The 23448-nt window shown below is 72.0% G+C and carries 22 protein-coding genes; 15 read left to right on the top strand and 7 right to left on the bottom strand.

Features of this window, described 5'->3' with window-relative positions; all coding sequences use genetic code 11:
- The first annotated feature begins 153 nt into the window (after positions 1–153).
- Together purN and purH are read left to right on the top strand one after the other, a co-directional pair.
- Entirely contained in the window at positions 154–783 is a 630-nt protein-coding gene (gene purN, locus ACFWBD_RS29760) for a phosphoribosylglycinamide formyltransferase (protein ID WP_385673293.1), read from the top strand.
- On the top strand, positions 780–2363 hold the full coding sequence (purH, locus tag ACFWBD_RS29755) for a bifunctional phosphoribosylaminoimidazolecarboxamide formyltransferase/IMP cyclohydrolase (protein ID WP_385673291.1): 1584 nt from the start codon (positions 780–782) through the stop codon (positions 2361–2363). The genes purN and purH overlap by 4 nt, the downstream gene beginning before the upstream one ends.
- 97 nt (positions 2364–2460) lie before the next feature.
- Here the strand turns inward: purH and ACFWBD_RS29750 are convergent, their stop codons facing one another.
- On the bottom strand, positions 2461–3210 hold the full coding sequence (locus tag ACFWBD_RS29750; protein WP_385673289.1) for an RDD family protein: 750 nt from the start codon (positions 3208–3210) through the stop codon (positions 2461–2463).
- A 290-nt stretch (positions 3211–3500) separates the two neighbouring features.
- Here ACFWBD_RS29750 and ACFWBD_RS29745 point away from each other — a divergent pair, with 290 nt between their 5' ends.
- The 5 genes from ACFWBD_RS29745 to ACFWBD_RS29725 all read left to right on the top strand — a co-directional run bounded on the left by ACFWBD_RS29745 (position 3501) and on the right by ACFWBD_RS29725 (position 8396).
- Positions 3501–4355, top strand: a complete 855-nt coding sequence (locus ACFWBD_RS29745) for a bifunctional methylenetetrahydrofolate dehydrogenase/methenyltetrahydrofolate cyclohydrolase (protein WP_385673286.1) — start codon at positions 3501–3503, stop codon at positions 4353–4355.
- Positions 4345–4926 carry a DUF3017 domain-containing protein gene (locus ACFWBD_RS29740; protein ID WP_385673283.1) on the top strand — a complete coding sequence of 194 codons (582 nt, stop codon included), beginning with the start codon at positions 4345–4347 and terminating at the stop codon, positions 4924–4926. The genes ACFWBD_RS29745 and ACFWBD_RS29740 overlap by 11 nt, the downstream gene beginning before the upstream one ends.
- Before the next feature lie 241 nt (positions 4927–5167).
- On the top strand, positions 5168–5626 hold the full coding sequence (locus tag ACFWBD_RS29735; RefSeq protein ID WP_385673280.1) for a helix-turn-helix domain-containing protein: 459 nt from the start codon (positions 5168–5170) through the stop codon (positions 5624–5626).
- A gap of 146 nt (positions 5627–5772) precedes the next feature.
- Positions 5773–6738, top strand: coding sequence for a helix-turn-helix domain-containing protein (locus ACFWBD_RS29730; RefSeq protein ID WP_385673277.1), 966 nt, complete (start codon positions 5773–5775; stop codon positions 6736–6738).
- Positions 6739–7406: 668 nt separating this feature from the next.
- Positions 7407–8396, top strand: coding sequence for a malate dehydrogenase (locus ACFWBD_RS29725; RefSeq protein ID WP_385673274.1), 990 nt, complete (start codon positions 7407–7409; stop codon positions 8394–8396).
- Positions 8397–8461: 65 nt separating this feature from the next.
- On the opposite strand, the gene ACFWBD_RS29720 is transcribed toward ACFWBD_RS29725, so the two are convergent.
- Both ACFWBD_RS29720 and ACFWBD_RS29715 read right to left on the bottom strand, forming a co-directional pair.
- Positions 8462–8731 (bottom strand): DUF397 domain-containing protein, encoded by a 270-nt coding sequence (locus tag ACFWBD_RS29720; protein ID WP_385673271.1) that lies wholly within the window; start codon positions 8729–8731, stop codon positions 8462–8464.
- A complete protein-coding gene (locus ACFWBD_RS29715; protein ID WP_385673268.1) occupies positions 8713–9555 on the bottom strand; it encodes a helix-turn-helix domain-containing protein in 843 nt (280 codons plus the stop codon). The genes ACFWBD_RS29720 and ACFWBD_RS29715 overlap by 19 nt, the downstream gene beginning before the upstream one ends.
- A gap of 240 nt (positions 9556–9795) precedes the next feature.
- On the opposite strand from ACFWBD_RS29715, the gene ACFWBD_RS29710 reads away from it, so the two are divergent.
- The 5 genes from ACFWBD_RS29710 (at position 9796) to ACFWBD_RS29690 (ending at position 17042) form a co-directional block, all read left to right on the top strand.
- The gene (locus ACFWBD_RS29710; RefSeq protein WP_385673265.1) at positions 9796–11325 is read left to right on the top strand and encodes an aldehyde dehydrogenase family protein; all 1530 of its coding nucleotides are present in this window, start codon (positions 9796–9798) and stop codon (positions 11323–11325) included.
- A gap of 99 nt (positions 11326–11424) precedes the next feature.
- Positions 11425–12957 (top strand): GMC family oxidoreductase, encoded by a 1533-nt coding sequence (locus ACFWBD_RS29705; RefSeq protein ID WP_385673262.1) that lies wholly within the window; start codon positions 11425–11427, stop codon positions 12955–12957.
- 5 nt (positions 12958–12962) lie between these two features.
- Positions 12963–14093, top strand: a complete 1131-nt coding sequence (locus tag ACFWBD_RS29700; RefSeq protein ID WP_385673417.1) for a glycine betaine/L-proline ABC transporter ATP-binding protein — start codon at positions 12963–12965, stop codon at positions 14091–14093.
- Positions 14093–16039, top strand: a complete 1947-nt coding sequence (locus ACFWBD_RS29695; protein ID WP_385673259.1) for an ABC transporter permease — start codon at positions 14093–14095, stop codon at positions 16037–16039. The genes ACFWBD_RS29700 and ACFWBD_RS29695 overlap by 1 nt, the downstream gene beginning before the upstream one ends.
- Positions 16040–16085: 46 nt before the next feature.
- Positions 16086–17042, top strand: coding sequence for an ABC transporter substrate-binding protein (locus ACFWBD_RS29690; RefSeq protein WP_385673414.1), 957 nt, complete (start codon positions 16086–16088; stop codon positions 17040–17042).
- 6 nt (positions 17043–17048) lie between these two features.
- Here ACFWBD_RS29690 and ACFWBD_RS29685 read toward each other — a convergent pair whose 3' ends face one another.
- Genes ACFWBD_RS29685 through ACFWBD_RS29675 form a run of 3 tightly spaced genes read right to left on the bottom strand, consistent with a single transcriptional unit; the run spans position 17049 to position 18756 of the window.
- On the bottom strand, positions 17049–17783 hold the full coding sequence (locus ACFWBD_RS29685; protein ID WP_385673256.1) for an isocitrate lyase/phosphoenolpyruvate mutase family protein: 735 nt from the start codon (positions 17781–17783) through the stop codon (positions 17049–17051).
- Positions 17784–17797: 14 nt separating this feature from the next.
- Entirely contained in the window at positions 17798–18241 is a 444-nt protein-coding gene (locus tag ACFWBD_RS29680) for a carboxymuconolactone decarboxylase family protein (protein ID WP_385673253.1), read from the bottom strand.
- Positions 18238–18756 carry a carboxymuconolactone decarboxylase family protein gene (locus ACFWBD_RS29675; RefSeq protein ID WP_385673251.1) on the bottom strand — a complete coding sequence of 173 codons (519 nt, stop codon included), beginning with the start codon at positions 18754–18756 and terminating at the stop codon, positions 18238–18240. The genes ACFWBD_RS29680 and ACFWBD_RS29675 overlap by 4 nt, the downstream gene beginning before the upstream one ends.
- A gap of 47 nt (positions 18757–18803) precedes the next feature.
- Between ACFWBD_RS29675 and ACFWBD_RS29670 the strand changes: the two genes are divergently transcribed.
- Positions 18804–20231: a PLP-dependent aminotransferase family protein gene (locus ACFWBD_RS29670; RefSeq protein ID WP_385673249.1), complete on the top strand. Its 1428-nt coding sequence runs from the start codon at positions 18804–18806 to the stop codon at positions 20229–20231.
- 350 nt (positions 20232–20581) lie between these two features.
- On the opposite strand, the gene ACFWBD_RS29665 is transcribed toward ACFWBD_RS29670, so the two are convergent.
- Positions 20582–21448, bottom strand: coding sequence for a hypothetical protein (locus ACFWBD_RS29665; RefSeq protein ID WP_385673412.1), 867 nt, complete (start codon positions 21446–21448; stop codon positions 20582–20584).
- Between the two features lie 129 nt (positions 21449–21577).
- Here ACFWBD_RS29665 and ACFWBD_RS29660 point away from each other — a divergent pair, with 129 nt between their 5' ends.
- Entirely contained in the window at positions 21578–22069 is a 492-nt protein-coding gene (locus ACFWBD_RS29660; RefSeq protein WP_385673245.1) for a hypothetical protein, read from the top strand.
- A 32-nt stretch (positions 22070–22101) separates the two neighbouring features.
- The gene (locus tag ACFWBD_RS29655) at positions 22102–23289 is read left to right on the top strand and encodes a glutathionylspermidine synthase family protein (RefSeq protein ID WP_385673242.1); all 1188 of its coding nucleotides are present in this window, start codon (positions 22102–22104) and stop codon (positions 23287–23289) included.
- Positions 23290–23448 lie beyond the last annotated feature (159 nt).

Genomic DNA, 23448 nt, shown 5'->3' with positions numbered 1-23448 from the left:
CCAAGCCCCCGTCCCGTGGGGGCCGTCCGGTGTGCCGGTATCGTTGCTGACGGTCGGCCGCTTCGTAGACTTCCCCGTATCCCGGGGCGCGAAGCATTCGTACGAATGTATAAACCGGCCGTGCAAACGCTTCCCCGAGAAAGGGCCCCCATCGTGGCCGCCAAGCCCGTGGCCAAGCGCCTCGTCGTGCTGGTCTCCGGATCCGGTACGAACCTCCAGGCTCTCCTCGACGCCATCGCGGCCACCGGCGTCGATGCCTACGGCGCCGAGATCGTGGCCGTCGGAGCCGACCGGGAGGGCGTCGAGGGGCTCGCCCGGGCCGAGCGCGCCGGGATCCCCACCTTCGTGCGGAAGGTCAAGGACTTCGGGAGCCGCGAGGAGTGGGACGCCGCGCTCGCCGAGGCGGTGGCCGCCCACGAGCCGGACCTCGTCGTCTCCGCCGGGTTCATGAAGATCGTGGGGAAGGAATTCCTGGCGCGGTTCGGGGGGCGGTTCGTCAACACGCACCCGGCCCTGCTGCCCAGCTTTCCCGGGGCCCACGGGGTGCGGGACGCGCTCGCGTACGGCGCCCGGGTCACCGGCTGCACCGTCCACTTCGTCGACGACGGCGTCGACACCGGACCGATCATCGCCCAGGGCGTGGTCGAGGTCCGCAACGAGGACGACGAGAGCGCTCTGCACGAGCGCATCAAGGAAGTCGAGCGAAGGCTGCTCGTCGAGGTCGTGGGGCGGCTCGCCCGCAACGGCTATCGCATTGAGGGACGAAAGGTAGTTATCCAGTGACCGCCGACAGCACTGTCACGGCAGAGAGCAGCAAGCGGGGCATCCGTCGCGCGCTCGTCAGCGTCTACGACAAGACCGGTCTGGAAGAGCTCGCGCGCGGGCTGCACGAGGGCGGCGTCGAGCTCGTCTCCACCGGGTCCACCGCCTCCCGTATCGCCGCCGCCGGCGTCCCCGTCACCAAGGTCGAGGAGCTCACCGGCTTCCCCGAGTGCCTGGACGGCCGGGTCAAGACCCTGCACCCCAAGGTCCACGCCGGCATCCTCGCCGACCTGCGACTCGACAGCCACCGGCAGCAGCTGGACGAGCTGGGCGTCGCGCCGTTCGACCTCGTCGTCGTCAACCTCTACCCGTTCCGGGAGACCGTCGCCTCGGGCGCCTCCGAGGACGAGTGCGTCGAGCAGATCGACATCGGCGGGCCGTCCATGGTGCGCGCCGCCGCGAAGAACCACCCGTCGGTGGCCGTGGTCACCAGCCCGGCGCGGTACGCCGACGTCCTCTCGGCCGTGCAGGGCGGCGGCTTCGACCTGGCCGCCCGCAAGCGGCTCGCCGCCGAGGCCTTCCAGCACACCGCCGCCTACGACGTGGCCGTGGCCTCCTGGTTCGCGTCCGGCTACGCGCCCGTGGACGAGTCGCGGTTCCCCGACTTCCTCGGCGCCACCTGGGAGCGCAAGAGCACCCTGCGCTACGGCGAGAACCCGCACCAGCCCGCCGCGCTCTACGTGGACGGCAGCGGTGGCGGTCTCGCCGAGGCCGAGCAGCTGCACGGCAAGGAGATGTCGTACAACAACTACACGGACACGGACGCCGCGCACCGTGCCGCGTACGACCACGCCGAGCCGGCCGTCGCGATCATCAAGCACGCCAACCCGTGCGGGATCGCCTTCGGCGCGGACGTGGCCGAGGCGCACCGCAAGGCGCACGCCTGCGACCCGCTGTCGGCCTTCGGCGGCGTCATCGCCGTCAACCGCCCGGTCAGCAAGGAGCTGGCGGAGCAGGTCGCCGAGATCTTCACCGAGGTCATCGTCGCGCCCGACTACGAGGAGGGGGCGCTCGAGGCCCTCACCAAGAAGAAGAACATCCGGGTGCTCAGGGCGCCGCAGGGTCCCGCGGGCGCCGTCGAGCTCAAGCCCGTCGGCGGCGGCGCGCTGCTCCAGGTCACCGACCGGCTCCAGGCCGACGGCGACGACCCGGCCAACTGGACCCTGGCGACCGGCGAGGCGCTCGGCGCGTCCGAGCTCGCCGAGCTGGCCTTCGCCTGGCGGGCCTGCCGGGCCGTCAAGTCCAACGCCATCCTGCTCGCCAAGGACGGCGCCTCGGTCGGCGTCGGCATGGGGCAGGTCAACCGCGTCGACTCGGCGAAGCTGGCCGTCGAGCGGGCCGGCGAGGAGCGGGCGCGCGGCTCGTACGCCGCCTCCGACGCGTTCTTCCCCTTCCCGGACGGGCTGGAGGTCCTGGTCGAGGCGGGCGTGAAGGCCGTGGTGCAGCCCGGTGGTTCGGTCCGTGACGAGCTGGTCGTCGAGGCGGCGAAGAAGGCGGGCGTGACGATGTACTTCACGGGGACGCGCCACTTCTTCCACTGACCGCCCGGCCGGGCGGTCAGCGAAGCGGCCCCGGCCCCCTGCAGGAGGGGGCCGGGGCCGTCGTCCGTTCATCCGCCGCTCGGCGCGAAGCTGCCGTTCAGTTCTGGATGACCATCGTGCTCGCGGCCTTGTCGTGCCAGCCCTGCTGGCGGCCCGACTTGTCCCAGAACGGCGACAGGTAGACCAGGAGCTGGCCGATGCCGCAGGCCAGGCTGCCGACGAGCGGAATGATCCAGCGGATGAACGAAGAGCCGAGGCCCGGCTTCTGGCCGGTGTCCACCTTCACCACGCGGATGCCGACAGCGAGCTTGCCGAGGGTGCCGCCGACCAGGCCGGTCATCAGCCACTCGTAGAGCAGGCCCACGATCGCGATGACGCCGATCACCGCGCCGAACTTGGCGGCGACGTCGGACCCGGCGTTGTTGAGGCACGTGTTGTAGTCGGCGGCGTTCGGGTCGCAGTCATTGGCGGCATTGACGGAGCCTGCTACGCCGATGACCCCGAGGACGATGTAGATGACCACGAAAGCCACGGCGTCGATCGCGCGGGCGCCCAACCGTCGGCCCATCGACGCGACCCGCGGACCCGGTCCGCCCGGGTAGCCGTAGCCCTGCTGCCCCTGCTGCGGGTAGCCGTAACCCTGCTGCGGATAACCGGGCTGCTGCGGGTAGCCGGGCTGCTGGGGGTAGCCGGGCTGCTGCGGCTGGCCGTACCCCTGCGGGGGGACGCCCTGCGGCGCCTGCTGGCCGTAACCGGGCTGGCCCTGCTGGGGGTAGCCGTAACCGGGCTGCCCCTGCTGGGGGTTCTGCGGCTGACCGTAGGGGTCGTTGGGCGGGCCGAAGCTCATGGTGGTTTTTCCTCCGTTGCGCAAGCGGGGACGACGCGGAGTGCGCGGAGGAACATCTTCAGATGAGCGGTTTGCCCCCCAACACCGACCGCATACTGCGGAGCCCCATCGTTCTTGGACAGGTGTGCTCCTGTCCAGCCACATTCCGCAGGCTTTGTGCAAGTGCAACCTTCCCGATCATGGCCGAAACGGCACCCGGCAGCCGTCGAGGGGTGTGGCCGGCCGGGTTCGCCGACGCCCGGGTGGATCCGGATTGGAACCGGGGGGCGGTCATCCGGGAGGATGGGTCCATGACCGCCCAGATTCTCGATGGCAAGGCCACCGCAGCCGCGATCAAGTCCGATCTGACCGCCCGGGTGGCGGCGCTGAGGGAGAAGGGCGTGACGCCCGGACTCGGCACGATCCTCGTCGGCACCGACCCCGGCAGCCAGAAGTACGTCGCCGGCAAGCACCGCGACTGCGCCGAGGTCGGCATCGCCTCCATCCAGCGCGAGCTGCCCGGCACGGCCACCCAGGAGGAGATCGAGGCGGTCGTCCGTGAGCTGAACGACGACCCCGCCTGCACCGGCTACATCGTCCAGCTCCCGCTGCCCAAGGGCATCGACGAGAACCGGATCCTGGAACTCATGGACCCGGCCAAGGACGCCGACGGCCTGCACCCGATGAACCTCGGGCGGCTGGTCCTGGGCGAGCCCGCCCCGCTGCCCTGCACCCCCAACGGCGTGCTCACGCTGCTGCGCCGGTACGGCGTCGAGATCAAGGGCGCCGAGGTCGTGGTCGTCGGCCGCGGGGTCACCATCGGCCGCTCGATGCCGCTGCTGCTGACGCGGCGCAGCGAGAACGCGACGGTGACCCAGTGCCACACCGGCACCCGGGACCTCTCGGCGCACCTGAAGCGGGCGGACGTCATCGTCGCCGCCGCCGGTTCCGCGCACCTGATCCGGGCCGAGGACGTCAAGCCGGGAGCGGCCGTCCTGGACGTCGGCGTCTCCCGCAACGCGGAGGGGAAGATCGTGGGCGATGTCCACCCGGACGTCCGTGAGGTGGCCGGCTGGATCTCCCCGAACCCCGGCGGCGTCGGTCCGATGACCCGTGCCCAGCTGCTCGTCAACGTGGTGGAGGCGGCGGAGCGCAGTGTCGCCTGACAAAAACACCGGCAACGCCGGGAACATCGACGAGACCAAGAGCACCGACGAGACCAAGGGCCCCGACGGAACCAAGAGCGCCGAGGAGAGCAAGGGCACCGGCGTCACCGGCGGGGCCGGCGGTATCGACGACATCGAGGTGCGGGACCCGATCAGCGCGCCCGACGCCGACGGCGTACCGCGCCGCACCACCCGCCGCTTCCCGCTGTTCACCCGGGACACCGCGCGCCCCGAGGGCGGCGGCCGGGCCGCGCCCGGCGACGCGCTGGCCGCCCGGCAGTGGCCGATCATCGTCGTCCTGGGCATCGTCGCGCTCGGGCTGCTGGTGACCGCGCTCGACGTGTTCCGGATCGGCACGATCCTGATCGGCGTCGGGCTGCTGGTCGGCGCGGTGCTGCGCTGGACGCTGCCCGGCGTCGGCATGCTCGCCGTGCGCTCCCGCTTCACCGACATCGTGACGTACACGGTGCTGGGCACCGCGATCGTCCTGCTGTCGCTGATGGCGCAGCCCAATCCGTGGCTCCAGATCCCGTTCCTGAAGGACACCCTGCACTTCACGGTCAGCAGCTGAGCTGAACGCAGGCAACGCGGCGGTACGGCGGCCCGTCCTCATCCCCCGAGGAGGACGGGCCGCCGACGCGTTCCACGTTCCACCCTCCCGAACGGGCTGTTCAACAGCAGGCCGGACGCTGTGGCACGGAGGTGACCGTTCCGCCACGGTGCGCGCGCCCCGCCACAGCCGCCGCCGCCCCGGGAACCGTCCGGCCGTCCGGCGTCGTCCCCTCAACGGATCGAAGGAAAGGTGGGGCGGGATGGGTGCCTGGCAGCCGCTGCCGGACGGGCTGCCGTCGGAGGTACGGCATTTCGTGGAGCAGTTGCGGCAGCTCAAGGACGGTACGGGCCTCAGTCTGGCCTCGCTCGGCGCGCGCACCGCGTACAGCAAGTCCTCCTGGCAGCGCTATCTCAACGCCGTCCAGCCGCCGCCCCGGCAGGCCGTCGCCGCGCTGTGCAGGGTGGCGGGTCTGGTCGGCGCGGACGCCGAACGGCACGTCGTGCGCTGGGAGCTGGCCGTCGAGGCCTGGCCGCGGCCGGCGCAGGCGAGTCCGGCCGGGGAGTACCGGGACGACCCGACGGTCCCCTGGTGGGACCGCCCGGAGGAGCCCGCTCGCGCGGCTTCGCCACGGCCCCCCGGACGCCTGCTGCTGTACGCGGCGCTGCTTCTGCTGGCCCTGCTGTGCACCGCGGTCGGGGGAGCGGTCGTCTTCGGCTGATGCGCGTTCGTCGTGCCGATGTGCGCTTGTCGTGCCGATACGTTGACGGTTCGGGCATGTCTCCCGAACCGTCTCGTCAGCGGGTCTGACGTGGCCAATGGGGGACTTGGCGGAGGGAGGGGGGTTCGATGCCTCGCTGGAGGGCTTTGCCCGATGAACTCGAGCCGCAGGTACGGGAGTTCGTGGAGCAGTTGCGGCGGGTCGTGGACCGTACGGGACTGAGCGTCGCGGCGGTGGCCGACCGTACGGGCTACAGCAAGACGTCCTGGGAGCGGTATCTCAACGGCCGGCTGCTCGCCCCCAAGGGCGCGATCGTCGCGTTGGCCGAGGTCACCGGCACGCCGCCCATCCATCTGACCACCATGTGGGAACTGGCCGAGCGGGCCTGGAGCCGCTCGGAGATGCGGCACGACCGGACCATGGAGGCCGTCCGGATCGCCCAGGCGCGGGCCGCGCTGGGCGAGTTCGGTCCGCCGCCCGATGTGCGCGAGAGCGGTGGCGAGAACGATGTGGGCCGGATCGCGGTGACCCCGGGCATCGCGGGACCGGCGGGCGGGTCACCGACGATGCCGCCGACGCGGGACGCGCGCGGCTCGGCCGGCGGCACCCCGGGCGGTTCCGGCCCACGGCGGACGACGCTGTTCCTCGCGGGGGTCGTGGGGGTGGTGACGGTCGCCGTGGGCGCGTTCCTCCTGACCGACGGAGGGGACCCGAAGCAGGCGGTGGGCACCACCCCGTCCCCGTCCGCCTCGGCCGGGCCGAGCGCCGCGCTGCCCTCCGGGGTGCTGTGCGGCGGCTCCGACTGCACGGGCCGGGACGCGGAGGAGATGGGGTGCAGCGGCGACCTCGTGACGACGGCGAAGTCCGCGACGGTCGGGACGACCCTGGTCGAGATCCGTTACAGCAGGACGTGCGGGGCGGCCTGGGGCCGGATCACCCAGGCCGCGCAGGGCGACGAGGTGCGGGTGACCGTGGGTTCGGTGCGGCAGACCGGGGCCATCACGGTGGCCGGGGACACGATCGCGTACACCCCGATGGTGGCGGTGAAGAGCGCGGCGGACGCGACGGCGTGCGCGGTACTGGCCTCGGGCCAGCAGGGCTGCACCCCCTGAGACGACCGGACGCCGGACCGGACGCCAGGCCGGACGGTGGACGGGGCGCCAGGCCGGACGGTGGACGGGGCGCCGGGCGGGACGGTGGACGGGGCGCCGGGCGGGACAGTGGACGGGAGCTCAGGCCGGACGCCGGACCAAACGCCAGGCCGGACGGTGGACGGGGCGTCGGGCGGGACGGTGGACGGGAGCTCAGGCCGGACGCCAGGGCCCGATGCCGCACCGGACGCCGGGCGGGAGGCCGGGCCGGACGCGGGGCCGGGCTGTGGGCCGGACGGGTGAGGTGGACCGGGTCGGTGGCGCCCGGGTCGAAAACTTCGGAGCGGGCAGGAATACCCGCCTCCGCCGCGGGCACGCGAACCGTACCCCCACGGGAGTCCGGCGCGACCCGGTCCCCCCACCACGGCGGCCGCTCGGTTCCACCTCTCCCGGACCGGCGGCCGCCGCTTTCGCGCACCGCCGGGGCCGCTCCGGCCGTGGCCGAGGTGGCCCCGCCTGTACGGCCGGGTCCACTCTGTGGGACGGGCCACACAACCCCGGCCGCCCGGGATCCCGAAGGCGCGATAGCCTGACCGCTGGTTGGATCTCTTGATACCAAGAGATCGATCATTTGTACGTCCCACCAGGGGCAGGGACGCCCCACCGACAGCTGTCCTACGGAGAACGCCATGACCCGCACTCCCGTGAACGTCACCGTCACCGGCGCGGCCGGCCAGATCGGTTACGCCCTGCTCTTCCGCATCGCCTCCGGCCAGCTGCTCGGCGCGGACGTGCCGGTCAAGCTGCGCCTGCTGGAGATCACCCCCGCCCTGAAGGCCGCCGAGGGCACCGCCATGGAGCTCGACGACTGCGCGTTCCCGCTGCTCCAGGGCATCGACATCAGCGACGACCCGAACGTCGCCTTCGACGGCGCCAACGTCGCCCTCCTCGTCGGCGCCCGTCCGCGCACCAAGGGCATGGAGCGCGGTGACCTCCTCGAGGCCAACGGCGGCATCTTCAAGCCGCAGGGCAAGGCCATCAACGACCACGCCGCGGACGACATCAAGGTCCTGGTCGTCGGCAACCCGGCCAACACCAACGCCCTGATCGCCCAGGCCGCCGCCCCGGACGTACCGGCCGAGCGCTTCACCGCGATGACCCGCCTCGACCACAACCGCGCGCTGACCCAGCTCGCGAAGAAGACGGGCTCGACGGTCGCCGACATCAAGCGGCTGACCATCTGGGGCAACCACTCCGCGACCCAGTACCCGGACATCTTCCACGCCACGATCGCCGGCAAGAACGCCGCCGAGACCGTGAACGACGAGAAGTGGCTGGCCGAGGACTTCATCCCGACCGTCGCCAAGCGCGGCGCGGCCATCATCGAGGCGCGTGGCGCGTCCTCCGCCGCCTCCGCCGCCAACGCGGCCATCGACCACGTCCACACGTGGGTCAACGGCACGGCGGACGGCGACTGGGCCTCCATGGGCATCCCGTCGGACGGCTCCTACGGCGTCCCGGAGGGCCTGATCTCCTCCTTCCCGGTCACCACCAAGGACGGCTCGTACGAGATCGTCCAGGGCCTGGACATCAACGAGTTCTCCCGCGCCCGCATCGACGCGTCGGTGCAGGAGCTGACGGAGGAGCGCGAGGCGGTCCGCGCGCTCGGCCTCATCTAGTCCCGCAGATATGACGATCCCCGGGAGGCTTCGGCCGCCCGGGGATCGTCATATGTAGAGCTGCGTTACAGGGTGCGGATGAACTCCGCCCAGGTGTCTTGCCCGAAGACCAGGGTTCCCCGGGAGGGGTCCTTGCTGTCGCGGACGGGGACGAGGGCGGCGGATACGTTGTCGGCTACTTCGAGGCACTCACCGCCGTCGGTGTTGCTGTAGCTGGACTTGCGCCAGGTCGCGGTGCTCAGGAAGTCGTCGCAGACTTCGAGGCACTCGCCGGCGTCCGGGTTGCTGTAGCTGGACTTCCGCCAGGTTGCGTTGCTCAGGTCGAGGGCTCGCACGGCAATTCCTCCAAGAGCTGCATGATGAACCTTCGTGACTCGGCCGGGGAAAGCGCCTGGTCACGCATCGCATCGTAATGCTGTAGGAGCAGTTCAACAGATGCGGAATCTTGGATGAGTTCGCCTCTGTGAGCGTTTTCTGCGTGGGCGACAGTGGTTCCGTCGGGCATCCGAAGGAACATCACGCTGGTGCTGACCAGCCCATGGAGACCGGCGCCGAACGGAAGCACCTGCACGGTGATGTTGGGGCGGTCGGCAGCGTCGAGGAGGCACTCCAACTGCTCCTGCCACGCCTTCGCGCAGCGCAAAGGCGTCCGCAGCACTGCCTCGGAGACGATGGTGCGGAACGGGGGTGCGTCGTCACACTCCAGCAACTTCTGCCGTCCGAGCCGGGCATTTACATGCTGCTCGAGTTCCGCATTGCTGGAGCCATGCAGCGAGATGACCTCGCTCGCGTAGGACGGCGTTTGCAACAGGCCTGGCACCAGGCTGACGCTGAAGTGCCAGAGGGCGCGCGCCTCCGCCTCCCGGGCCATGTACTGCCGGTACCGCTCCTTGAACTGGCTGTTGTCCCCCAACGCCAGTTCCCACAGCGTCAGCAGCAACCCCGGTGTTCCGTAGTGCTGGTCGAGCGCCTCGACGATCTCGGGGCTGCCCAGCGACTCCCCGCTTTCCATCTTGCCGAAGGTGGACGGGTCCCAGCCCAACCGCTCGCCGACCTGGCGCAGGCTCTCCCCGCGTGCGCTGCGCAGCAGCCGCAGTTCCTCGGCGAACCGGCGGCGCGGTTCCTGGCTCCGCCCGGTGACCACTCGTCGCGACGGCATGACGCACTCCCCTCCGTAGCGCCTGAATCACGCAGAGTAGTTCAGTCGTCGAGTCCATGTCGTTCACTCTTGACCGGGCGTACGTTTTGCCGTCTTATGTCCAGAACTTCAGTGATGCGGCGCACTTTCAGCCATACATTGCGCATGCAATGGGAGGCTGGGGGCATGTGGACGCCGTCGCCGAGACCCACCCGTAGGTGACGCAGGGGGACTGACCTGGAACGGAAGGCGACACCGATCATGGCCGACAGGACGGAACAGCCGGAACAGCGAGACCACCGGACGATCCACGCGGGCGGAGAATGGCTGGAAGCCGGCTCCGGCGCGACCCGCGAGATCCTCGACCCCGCGGACGGTCGTGTCTTCGCCGTGGTCGCGGAGGGCGACGAGAAGGACACCGACCTTGCGGTCGCTGCCGCCCGCACCGCCTTCGACGAGGGCGACTGGCCGCACACCCCCGTCGTCGAACGCGCCGCCCTGCTGCGTCGCGTGGCCGATCTTCTCGTGCGCGATCGCGAACGGCTCGGTCTGCTGGAGAGCCGGGACGCGGGCAAGACGCTCGAGGAGGGGCGCGTCGACATCGACTGCGTCGCCGACGCCTTCCGCTACTTCGCCGGACTCGTCGCCAGCGAGGCGCCGGGCCGGGTGGTGGACGCGGGCTCGCCCGACATCCACAGCGTCGTCGTCCATGAGCCGGTCGGCGTGTGCGCGCTGATCACTCCCTGGAACTACCCGCTGCTGCAAGCCAGTTGGAAGATCGCCCCGGCGCTCGCCGCGGGCAACACCTTCGTCGTCAAGCCGAGCGAGATCACCCCGATGTCGACGATCGCGCTCATCGACCTGCTCCTCGAGGCCGGGCTGCCCGCCGGGGTCGCCGGCATCGTCACCGGGCCCGGGCACACGGTCGGCGCCCGGCTCGCCGAGCACCCCGACGTCGACCTCGTCTCCTTCACCGGCGGCCTGGTCAGCGGCACGAAGGTCGCCCAGGCGGCCGCCCCGACCGTCAAGAAGGTCGCCCTCGAACTGGGCGGCAAGAACCCCAACGTGGTCTTCGCCGACTCCTGCGCCACCGAAGAGGGCTTCGACACCGCCGTCGACCAGGCCCTCAACGCCGCCTTCATCCACAGCGGCCAGGTCTGCTCGGCGGGCTCCCGGCTCATCGTCGAGGAGTCGGTCCGGGACCGTTTCGTCGCCGAACTCGCCGGCAGGGCCGAGAAGATCCGGCTCGGGCGCGGCACGGAGGACGGCGTCGAGTGCGGTCCGCTCGTCTCCGAGCAGCAGCGCGCCAAGACCGAGGCGTACGTCGCCTCCGCGCTCGCGGAGGGCGCGGTGCTGCGGTCCGGCGGCCGGCGGCCGGAACCCGCCCCGCAGCGGCCGGAGTCCGGCTACTTCTACGAGCCCACCGTCCTCGACCGCTGCCACCGCGAGATGAAGGTCGTACGGGAGGAGGTCTTCGGGCCGGTCCTCACCGTCGAGACCTTCCGCACCGAGGACGAGGCCGTCGCCCTCGCCAACGACACCGAGTACGGCCTCGCGGGCGCCGTCTGGACCGCCGACGCGGGCCGGGCGCGCCGGGTCGCCGGCCGGCTGCGGCACGGCACCGTCTGGATCAACGACTTCCACCCCTATCTGCCGCAGGCGGAGTGGGGCGGCTTCGGCAAGAGCGGGGTGGGCCGCGAACTCGGCCCCGCCGGGCTCGCCGAGTACCGCGAGGCGAAGCACGTCTACCAGAACCTCGCGCCGCGCCCCGTCCGCTGGTTCGCCGGCTGACGCCTGACGCCCGGCCGACATCCCGCCCGACGCCCGGCCGGCATCCCGCCCGCCCCGAGCCTGCCCCGGAAGACTTCGCACGCCCCTGGAGTACCCCCCATGCCAGAGAACGCACATGTCTACGACTATGTCGTCATCGGAGGCGGAACCGCCGGTTCCGTCATCGCCTCCCGGCTGACGGAGAACCCCGACACCACCGTCGCCGTCATCGAGGGCGGCCCCAGTGACGTCGGCCGCGACGACGTCCTCACCCTGCGCCGCTGGATGGGCCTGCTCGGCGGCGAACTCGACTACGACTACCCGACCACCGAGCAGCCGCGCGGCAACTCCCACATCCGGCACAGCCGCGCCCGCGTCCTCGGCGGATGCTCCTCCCACAACACGCTCATCGCCTTCAAGCCGCTGCCGTCCGACTTCGACGAGTGGGAGGCGGCCGGCGCCCGGGGCTGGGGCGCGGCCCCGATGGAGGCGTACTACGCGCGCCTGCTGAACAACATCGTCCCGGTCGACGAGAAGGACCGCAACGCCATCGCCCGCGACTTCGTCGACGCCGCTCAGCAGGCGACCGGAGTGCCGCGGATCGAGAGCTTCAACCAGAAGCCCTTCGACGACGGCGTCGGCTTCTTCGACCTCGCCTACCACCCGGAGACCAACAAGCGGTCGAGCGCCTCGGTGGCCTATCTGCACCCGGTGATGGACGAGCGGCCCAACCTGACGATCCTGCTGGAGAGCTGGGCGTACCGGCTGGAGCTGGACGGCACGCGCGCGGAAGGCGTGCACGTCCGCACGAAGGACGGCGAGGAGATCCTCGTACGGGCCCGCCGCGAGGTCGTGCTGTGCGCGGGCGCCGTCGACTCGCCCCGCCTCCTCCTGCACTCCGGCATCGGCCCGAAGGCCGACCTGGACGCGCTCGGCATCCCCGTCGTGCTCGACCTGCCCGGCGTCGGCGAGAACCTCCTCGACCACCCCGAGTCGGTGATCGTCTGGGAGACCCACGGGCCGCTCCCGGAGAACTCCGCGATGGACTCCGACGCCGGCCTCTTCGTACGCCGCGACCCCGAACACCCGGGCCCCGACCTGATGTTCCACTTCTACCAGGTCCCCTTCACGGACAACCCGGAGCGCCTGGGCTACGAACGCCCGCCGTACGGAGTCTCGATGACCCCCAACATCCCCAAGCCGAAGTCCCGCGGCCGGCTCTACCTGGAGAGCGCGGACCCGTCCGTGAAGCCCGCCCTCGACTTCCGCTACTTCACCGACGAGGACGACCACGACGGCCGCACCCTCGTCGACGGGATCAGGATCGCCCGCGAGATCGCGAAGACCGAGCCGCTGGCCGGCTGGCTCAAGCGCGAGGTCGCGCCCGGCCCGGACATCACGGGCGACGAGGAACTGAGCGAGTACGCCCGCAAGGTCGCGCACACCGTCTACCACCCGGCGGGAACCTGCCGCATGGGTGCCGAGGACGACGAACTGGCCGTGGTGGACCCACGGTTGCGTATCCGGGGTCTGGACGGCATCCGCATCGCGGACGCCTCCGTGTTCCCCACCATGACCGCCGTGAACCCCATGATCGGGGTGCTGATGGTCGGCGAGAAAGCCGTCGACCTGATCGGAGACGATGCGCGATGACGATCATGCCCGCCACCCGTAAGCCGCCCACCGCGGACACCGGAGCCCCCGTCTTCTCGGTGGACGGACTCTGGAAGGTCTTCGGTCCCAAGTGCGAGAGCGTCCCGGCCGACCCCGAGCTCGCCGCGCTCCCGCCCGCCGAGCTCCGCTCCCGCACCGGCTGCACGGCCGCCGTCCGCAACGTCTCCTTCGACGTGCGCAAGGGCGAGGTCTTCGTCGTCATGGGCCTGTCCGGCTCCGGAAAGTCCACCCTGGTGCGCTGTCTGACCCGGCTGATCGAGCCGACGGCCGGCACCATCGTCGTCGACGGCGAGGATGTCCGCGCGATGGACCGCACCCGGCTGCGCGAACTGCGCCGGCACCGCGCCGCGATGGTCTTCCAGCACTTCGGCCTGCTCCCGCACCGCACGGTCCTCGACAACGTGGCCTACGGCCTGGAGATCCAGGGCATGGGCCGCGCCGAGCGACGCGCCCGCGCCAAGGAGGTCGTCGACAAGGTCGGCCTGGACGGCATGGAACGGCGCAGGCCCGCCCAGCTCTCCGGCGGCCAGCAGCAGCGCGTCGGCCTGGCCCGCGCGTTGGCCGTCGACCCGGAGGTGCTCCTCTTCGACGAGCCCTTCAGCGCCCTCGACCCGCTCATCCGGCGCGACATGCAGGAGGAGGTCGTCCGGCTGCACCGCGAGGAGGGCCGCACGATGGTCTTCATCACCCACGACCTCAGCGAGGCGCTGAAGCTGGGCGACCGTATCGCCCTGATGCGCGACGGCGAGGTCGTGCAGCTGGGCACGCCCGAGGAGATCGTGGGCTCCCCGGCCGACGACTACGTCCGCGAGTTCGTCCGTGACGTACCGCGCGAGCAGGTCCTGACGGTGCGTACGGCCATGCGGCCCGCGTCCCTGGAGGAGGCGGGCACCGGCCCGGCCGTGTCCCCGGACGCCACGGTGTCCCAGGCGATCGAGGCGGTCGCCCGGGCGGGCGTCCCGGTGCGGGTCATGGACTCGGGCCGCTGCCTGGGCGTCGTCGACCACGAGGCACTGCTCGGCGTGGTGGCCGGCACGGGCCACACATCCGTCCCGGCCGGACGGAGGCCCGAATCCGTCGCGGTCGGGACGGAGCCCCGTAAGGAGGCGGTCTGATGGCCACGCTCACCACATCCGCCCCCCGGGCCGCCCTCCCGGGCGTCCTCGGACACCAGGCCCTCCGCAAGCTCCTGATACTCGCGCTCGCGGCCGCGATCCTCGTCCCGCTGGCCAACGCCCAGTGGGCCAGCGGCACCTGGCCGCACGCGCTCACCGTCGACCTGACCAAGCCGCTCACCGGCGCCAGCGACTGGATCGTCGACAACCGCGACAGCCACCCGCTGTTCCTCTACTTCTTCGGCTACCTCAGCAACGGCGTGGTCCTCTCGGTGCGCGCCGTGTACCTGGTGCTGCTCGGCGCGGGCTGGGCCGGGGTCACCGCGGCGGCCGCGCTGGTCGCCTGGCGGGTGGCCGGGGTGCGGCTCGCGCTCGGCACGGCGGCCGCGTTCCTGGCCTGCGGCCTGCTCGGCATGTGGGTGCCGACGATGCAGACGCTGGCCCTGATGATCGTCGCCGTCCTCGTGTCGGTCGTCGTGGGCGTGGTGCTCGGCCTGGCCGGCGGTCTCTCCGAGCGCCTGGACCGCGCCCTGCGCCCGGTCCTCGACACCATGCAGGTACTGCCAGCCTTCGCCTACCTGCTCCCGGTCGTGCTGGTCTTCGGCATCGGCGTCCCGGCGGCCGTCCTGGCCACCGTCGTCTACGCCGCCCCGCCCATGGCCCGGCTCACCGCGCTCGGACTGCGCGGCGCCGACAAGGAGGTCCTGGAGGCGGTGGAGTCGCTGGGCGCGACCGCCCGGCAACGCCTGCTGACCGCCCGGATCCCGCTGGCCCGCAAGGAACTCCTCCTCGGCCTCAACCAGACGATCATGATGGCGCTGGGCATGGCGGTCATCGCGTCGGTGATCGGCGCGGGCGGCCTCGGTGACCGCGTCTACCAGGCGCTGGCCTCGGTCGACGTGGGCGCGGCCCTCGCCGCCGGCATCCCGATCGTGCTGCTCGCGGTCGTCCTGGACCGGGTCACGGCCGCCGCCGGCCGGGCCGGCGACGGCGAACCGGGCCGCGGCCGGGCCGGCTGGGCCTACGCCGCTGCCGGCGCCGTGGCCGTGGCGCTCGCCGGGCGCGCGGCCGGCCGGCTCGACTGGCCCGACACCTGGACGGTGAGCATCGCCGCGACCGTCAACGACGCCGTCGGCTGGATGACCGACCACCTCTACTCCGGGGTGCCCGTGATCGGCGGCACCGCCGACTGGGCCGGCCACTTCACCACCTGGGTCCTCGACCCCGTCCGGGCCGGCCTCCAGGGCCTGCCCTGGTGGGCCGTGCTGCTCCTGGTCGCCGCGATCGCCTGGCCGATCGGCACCTGGCGCACCGCGCTGACCGCCGTCCTCGCGCTGGCCGCGACCGGCGTGCTCGGCGTGTGGGAACCGTCCCTGGACACCCTCTCCCAGGTGCTGGCCGCCGTCGCCGTCACCCTCGTCCTCGGCTTCGCGACCGGCATCGCCGCCGCCCGCAGCGACCGCGTCGAACGGCTGCTGCGCCCGGTCCTGGACGTGTTCCAGACGATGCCGCAGTTCGTGTACCTGATCCCGGTCGTCGCCCTGTTCGGCGTCGGCCGCGCCCCCGCCGTCGCGGCGGCCGTCGTCTACGCGCTGCCCGCCGTCGTCCGCATCACCACCCAGGGCCTGCGCCAGGTCGACCCGGCGGCGATGGAGTCCGCCCGGTCCCTCGGCGCGACCGGCGCGCAGCAACTGCGCCAGGTCCAGCTCCCGCTCGCCCGGCCCGCGCTGCTGCTCGCCGTGAACCAGGGCGTGGTCCTCGTCCTCGCCGTCGTCATCATCGGCGGTCTGGTCGGCGGTGGCGCGCTCGGCTACGACGCCGTGTTCGGGCTCGCCCAGGGCGACCTCGCGACCGGCCTGGTGGCCGGCGCCGCGATCGTCTGCCTCGGCCTGATGCTCGACCGGGTGACCCAGCCGGCCGACCGCCGCGTGAAGAAGGGAGCGTGACATGCGAGTTCACCAGCCACGACTTCGTGACCTACGCCTTCGCGACCTGCGGATGCGTACGACCGCCCTGACCGCCGGGGCTTCGGCGCTCCTGCTGCTCACCGGCTGCGGCGCCGCCGACATGACCAAGCAGGCGTCGCCCTTCGCCAACGCGCAGGGCGCCAAGAGCGTGACCCTCTCGGTCCAGTCCTGGGTGGGCGCGCAGGCCAACGTGGCCGTCGCCCAGTACCTGCTGAAGCACGAGCTCGGCTACCGCGTCGACACCGTGCAGGTCGACGAGGTGCCCGCCTGGGACGCGCTCAGCCAGGGCCGGGTCGACGCGATCCTGGAGGACTGGGGCCACCCCGACCAGGAGCAGCGCTACGTCGACGACAAGAAGACGATCGCGCGCGGCGGCGACCTCGGCGTCACCGGACACATCGGCTGGTTCGTCCCGACGTACTTCGCGAAGCAGCACCCGGACGTCACCGACTGGAAGAACCTGAACAAGTACGCGTCGCAGTTCCGCACAGCCGAGAGCGGCGGCAAGGGCCAGCTGATGGACGGCTCCCCGTCCTACGTCACCAACGACAAGGCCCTGGTGCAGAACCTGAAGCTCGACTACCAGGTCGTCTTCGCCGGTTCCGAGGCCGCCCAGATCACCCAGATGAGGCAGTTCGCCAAGGAGAAGAAGCCCTTCCTCACCTACTGGTACGCCCCGCAGTGGCTCTTCGAGAAGGTCCCGATGACCGAGGTGAAGCTGCCCGCCTACAAGGAGGGCTGCGACGCGGAGCCGGACGAGGTGGCCTGCGGCTACCCGCGCACCCCGCTCCAGAAGTACCTCAACGCGGACTTCTCGAAGGACGGCGGCAAGGCGGCCGCCTTCCTGAAGAAGTTCAAGTGGACGACGGAGGACCAGAACGAGGTGTCCCTGATGATCGCCGACCAGAAACTCACTCCGGAGGCGGCCGCGAAGAAGTGGGTGGACAGCCACGCGTCGACGTGGAAGGCATGGCTGTCCTGAGCGCCGCTAGGACACGACGCCCCGCACCAGTTCCGCGCTGATCTCCCGCAGGGCGGCGGCCGTCCTGCGCTGGAGTCCCGGTCCGAACGTGACGCGGGTGGCCCCGAGTTCGCCGAGTGCGGCGGGCGAGGGGCCCTCGCCGTCCACCCGGCCGCCCGCGTTGAGCGGGCCCGGGATCCCCGACCGCAGCAGCGGCAGGACGGCCGCAGGGGCGCCGATCGGATAGACGCAGTCGGCGCCCGCGGCGACGTACGCCGCCGCCCGCTCGATGGCCCGTCCGGGGTCGCCGTCGCCGTACACGAAGGTGTCGACGCGCGCGTTGACGAAGAGCCGGTCGCCCGCCGCCCGCCGCACCTCGGCGAGCCACTCGGCGTGCTCGCGCGGGTCCTTGAGGACACCGTCGGCCGAGTCCTCCAGGTTGCAGCCGACGGCGCCCGTCTCCAGCAGCCGCTCCACCAGCTCCTTCGGCGCCAGCCCGTACCCGTCCTCGACGTCCGCCGACACCGGCACGTCCACCGCCCGTACGATCCGGGCGACCGCCGCGAACATCTCGTCGGCCGGGGTCCGCCCGTCCGCGTACCCGAGCGAGGCGGCGACGCCCGCGCTGGGCGTCGCGAGCGCCGGGAACCCGGCCTCGGCGAACACCCGGGCGCTGGCCGCGTCCCAGGGGCCCGGCAGGACGAGCGGGTCGCCCGGCAGCCGGCCGTGGTGCAGCCGGCGGAACTCGTCCGCCCTGCTCATGACGTCCACCTCGCTCATGGCGTGTGACCCCCCGGCGGGATACGGCGGGCGACCATCACCCGGTTCCAGCTGTTGACGGCGGTGATCAGTGCGACGAGATGGGCGAGCCGCGGGGCGTCGAAGTGCCCGGCCGCCCGCTCGTACACCTCGTCGGGCACGAAGCCCCCGGTCAGCACGGTCACCGCCTCGGTGAGGGCGAGCGCGGCCCGCTCCCGCTCGTCGTAGACGTCCCCCGCCTCCTCCCACGCGCTCAGCAGATCGAGCTGCTTCTCGCTCACCCCGTGCTCGCGGGCGATCGTGAGGTGCATGTCGAGGCAGAACGCGCAGCGGTTGAGCTGCGAGGCGCGGATCACCACCAGCTCGGCGAGCGCGGGGTCGCCGAGACCCCGCTTCGCGGCCGCGCTGAGCGTGGACATGGCCCGGCCGACCTCGCGGTCGAGGAGATTCGTACGGCTCATGCGTGCTGCCCCGGCCGGTAGTGCCCCGGTACCAGCCGGCAGGTCACGCCGAACCGGTTCCACGCGTTGATCACCGTGATCGCGGCGATCAGCTGCGCCAGCTCGGCCTCCTCGAAGTGTTTCGCGGCCCGCCCGTACACCTCGTCCGGCACGAAGCCCTCCGTCAGCACGGTCACCGCCTCCGTCAGGGCCAGCGCCGCGAGCTCCCGCTCGGTGTAGAAGTGCTCCGACTCCTCCCACGCGCTGAGCTGGATGATCCGCTCGACGCTCTCGCCCGCCGCGAGCGCGTCCTTGCTGTGCATGTCGACGCAGAGCGCGCAGCGGTTGATCTGCGAGGCGCGGACCTTCACCAGCTCGACCAGCTTCGGGTCGAGGCCCTTACGGGCGGCGGCGTCGAGCCGGAGCATCGCCTTGAAGACCTCGGGCGCGTGCGCGGACCAGTTCAGCCGGGGGGTGTGCTCGGGGGCGTACGGAACCTGTTCGTCGGTGGTCGTGATGTCTGCGTGCGTCGTCATACCCTCGACCCTAGGAGCGGGGCAGCCCAGGAGTATGGTCCATTTCCATGGCGAGATCCTGGGCCACTTTCGGCGTCGACCTGCATCTGGAACCGACCGGACCGCACCTGCGCCGGGGCCTGACCGACGCCCTGCGCGAAGCCGTCCGCAGCGGCCGCCTGCCCTCCGGCACCCGGCTCCCCTCCTCCCGCTCGCTCGCCGTCGACCTGGGCATCGCCCGCAACACGGTCGCCGACGCCTACGCCGACCTCGTCGCCGAAGGCTGGCTCACCGCCCGCCAGGGCTCGGGCACACGGGTGGCCGAGGGCCGGGCCGTCCCGCCGACGGGCGCGGGGGAGCGCCCTCGCCCCGAGCGCCGCGGGCCCGCGTACGACCTGCGCCCCGGCACCCCCGACCTCGGGACCTTCCCGCGCGCCGAGTGGCTCAGGGCGGCCCGCCGCGCTCTCACCGCCGCCCCCTCCGACGCCCTCGGCTACGGCGATCCCCGCGGCCGCGTCGAACTGCGCGCCGCCCTCGCCGGCTACCTCTCCCGCGCCCGCGGAGTGCGCGCCGGCCCCGAACGCATCGTGGTGTGCGCCGGGTTCGCGCACGGACTGAGACTGCTCACCACCGTCCTGCGGGCACGCGGGGTGCGCACGATCGCCGTCGACGCGTACGGCCTGGACGAGCACTGGAGGCTCCTGGCGGCGGCGGGGCTGGCCACGACGCCGCTGCCCGTCGACGAACGGGGCACGGACACCGGCCGGTTGAAGGGCACGGGCGCGGTCCTGCTCACCCCCGCCCACCAGTTCCCGATGGGTGTGCCCCTGCACCACGACCGGCGGGCGGCCGTCGTGGACTGGGCGCGGCACACCGGCGGGCTGGTCCTCGAGGACGACTACGACGGCGAGTTCCGCTACGACCGCCAGCCCGTCGGCGCCCTCCAGGGCCTGGACCCCGACCACGTGGTGTACCTGGGCACCGCGAGCAAGTCGCTGGCCCCCGGCCTGCGCCTGGGCTGGATGGCGCTGCCGCCGGACGTCGCGGAGGAGGTCGTCGCGGCCAAGGGCGGGGTGGACACCTCCGGGGTCCTGGACCAGCTGACGCTCGCGGAGTTCATCACGTCGGGCGCGTACGACCGTCACGTCCGGGCGGCGCGCACCCGCTACCGCCGACGCCGTGACGCGCTGGTCGCGGCGCTCACCGCGCATGCCCCGGCGATCCGGGTCACCGGCATCGCGGCGGGCCTGCACGCCGTCCTGCGGCTCCCGCCCGGCACGGAGGAGGCGGTGGTGCGGGCGGCGGCATACCAGGGCCTGGCGGTCGACGGCCTCACCCCCCGTTACCGCCATCCCGACGCGGTCACCGAGCCCCTCGACGCCCTGGTCGTCGGTTACGGCACCCCGCCGGAACACGCCTGGTCCGGCGCGCTGGACGCATTGTGTGCGGCGCTTCCTTTCGGCGAGAACGGCTCCGGAATTCCTTTTCCCGGATAGAATTCCCGGATACAGGCTCCCCATGACGCACAACAACTTCGTTGTCCCGGGCGACCCTCAAGAAGACGACCCCCGATGTCTCCGCCGCGACGGGATCCCTGCACGGCGTCGCCGTTTCCGCCGCCCAGGACGCCAAGATCGAACCCGAGATCCCGGAACTGGTCAGGATCAGCGCCGCACAGCTCAACGGATGCGGCGCCGGCCGGGAAGTAATTCAGGACAATGCAGAATGCGGGCATCGGCGGCACTCGCCGATGCCTGTCTTACTGTGTCTCCTTCATGTGTTCTGTTTATCCGGAGGCGAGGATCCTGCTCTGGGACGGCAATCACGGAGACGATGGCCTGACCCATCACGGAGACGATGGCCTGACCGGCGGCTGTGGTGCCGGCTCCGCCGCGGGTGCCGCTTCGGGCGCCTCCCCGAACCGGGCCAGCGCCAGCGCTCCCGCCACGGCGACCACGAAACCCAGCACGGCCAGCCAGCCGAGCCCCTCCCGGGTACGGTCGCCCAGCCACACCACGCCCACCAGCGCCGGCCCGATCGTCTCCCCGATCACCATCCCGGCCGTGGCCGTCGTCACCGACCCCCGCTGGAGAGCCGTCGTCAGCAGCAGGAACGCGGCTCCGCCGCCCAGCAGCAGGGCGTACAGCGCCGGGTCGGTGAGCAGCTCCGCGGGGTCGATCGAGTCGATCAACCGCACCGCCACCTCGACCACCCCGAACCCGCAACCGGCCCCGAGGCCCAGCACCAGCGCCCGTCCGCGCCCGGGCAGCCGCCTCCCGGCCGGCCCCAGCAGCAGCACCCCGCCCGCCGCGCCGAGCAGCACCCACGGCAACGCAGGCGGCCCGCTCTCCTCGCCCTCCGTCCCCGCCGCCAGTCCCAGCATCGCCAGCCCCGCGCACACCACCCCCACCGCAGCCCACTCGGTCCGGCTCAGCCGTACCTTCAGCAGCCGCGCCGCGACCACCGCCGTCACCGCCAGGCTGGAGGCGAGGGCCGCCCCCACGGCGTAGATCGGCACCGAGCGCAGCGCGGCGATCTGGAACACGAACCCCAGCCCGTCCAGCCCGAGTCCCGCCAGATACCGCCACTGCCGCACAGCCCGCAGCAGCAGCGCCGCGTCCCCGCCGCTCCCGCCGGCGGCCGCCCGCGCCGCCATCGCCTGCAACACCGTCGCCGTACCGAAACAGACCGCCGCGCCGAGGGCGCACACCATTCCGAAGAGCACGAAAGGACTGTAGGGGAACGGCTCGTGGGCGGGCCGCCTTCGGCCGCTCTCGGCACGGTGTCTAGGCTGACGGCCGGAAATCGTCGTAGGGGCGATGCGGCAACGGGGAGACGGAACATGGCGGACGCGCGTCGGAGACTTCGCTCGGGCACGGTCGTACTCGGCGGCATGGGAGTGCTCGCGGCGGCCCTGTCCGCCTGCTCCTCCGACCCCGACAAGCGCTGCGTCGACCGCGACAGCTACAACCTCACCAAGGGCTACAAGGTCGTCGCCGACAAGAACTGCAAGTCCACCGGGGCCGCCAAGACCGGCAAGACCGGCAAGACCGCCACGGCCGGCAAGGTCTCCGGCGATGCCGCCTGGTACTACGGCGGCGACAAGAAGGGCTCCTGGGTCGACGGCGGCTCCTTCACCGAGCCGGGCGAGGGGGCCGGCAGTTCGACCGGTTCCAGCAGCACCGGCCGAGGCAGCGGCAGCAGTGGCAGCGGCAGCAGCAGCGGTGGCAGCAGTGGTGGCAGCGGGGTCGACCGGAACGGCTTCGGCGGCGACAGCGACAGCGGCAGCGGTGTCGGCAAGGGCAGCTCCGGCAAGGGCAGCTCCGGCGGCTGAGCGCCCGAGCGGCTGAACAGGACACCGGCACCGTGCGACGTCACAGCATCGAACCCCGCCCCGACTGGCAGCGGACCGTCGAGGAACAGGGTCTCGTCTACCCGCTCACCCGCCACCCCGACGGCGGCCTGCGCCCCTACTGGGACGAGAGCGCGTACTACGTCTTCTCCCTCGACGAGGTCGAGGCGCTGGAGGAGACCGTCGAGGAACTGCACACCATGTGCCTGGCGGCCGCCGCCCACCTCGTCGAGTCCGACCGCCTCGCCGACCTCGGCATCACCGACCCGCGGATCGCGGCGGCGGTCGCCGAGGCCTGGCACCGGCGCGCCGAACTCCCGTCCGTCTACGGCCGTTTCGACCTCCGCTACGACGGCACCGGCCCGGCGAAGCTCCTGGAGTACAACGCCGACACCCCCACCTCGCTCGTGGAAGCGGCCTCCCCCCAGTGGTTCTGGATGGAGGAACGGTTCCCCGGCGCCGACCAGTGGAACTCCCTCCACGAACGCCTGATCGCCGCCTGGAAGAAGCAGGCCCCCCTGCTCCCGCCCGGCAGCCCGCTCTGCTTCGCGCACTCCTCGCAGGACGAGCTCGGCGAGGACCTCATGACGGTCGCCTATCTCAAGGAGACCGCCGAGCAGGCCGGCCTGGACACCGACTGGATCTCCATGGAGGAGATCGGCTGGGACCCGCTGTCCGGCCGCTTCGTCGACCGCCAACTCCGCTTCATCCGCAGCTGCTTCAAGCTCTACCCCTGGGAGTGGCTGACCACCGACCGCTTCGCCGGCCATGTCCTCGACACCCTCGACAACGGCGGCGGCACCGGCACGACGATGTGGATCGAACCGGCCTGGAAGATGCTCCTCAGCAACAAGGCACTGCTGGCCGTCCTGTGGGAGCTGTACCCCGGGCACCCCAACCTCCTCGCCGCCTACCTGGACGGCCCCCGCGAACTGGCGGCCACCACCGGCTACGCGGCCAAGCCGCTGCTGGGCCGCGAGGGCGCCGGCGTCACCCTGCACGAACCGGGCGGCGATCCCGCCCCGCACACCGACGAAGCCCGCTGCTACCAGCAGTTGGCGCCGCTCCCCGCGTTCGACGGCAACCACGTCGTCCTCGGTGCGTGGATGGTGGAGGACGAGTCGGCCGGCCTCGGCATCCGCGAGTCCAGCGGCCTGGTCACGGACGAGTACGCCCGCTTCCTGCCCCACGTGATCCTCTAGCCCCTGGCCCCTGGCCCCGGCCCCGGCCCTCTAGCCCCTGGCCCCTGGCCCCGGCCCCGGCCCTCTAGGCACTGTCTGACAAAGGATCTTGGGTGGGTTCGCGGAGCCAGAGGATGAGTGCGGCCAGGTGGACTCCGGCCTTGTAGCGGGTGGCGAGTT

It is taken from the genome of Streptomyces sp. NPDC060002 (assembly GCF_042737245.1).
In the GTDB taxonomy this organism is placed as follows: domain Bacteria; phylum Actinomycetota; class Actinomycetes; order Streptomycetales; family Streptomycetaceae; genus Streptomyces.
The sequence above is the reverse complement of the archived record's forward strand: the minus strand, read 5'-3'. Positions and strand labels throughout refer to the sequence as shown.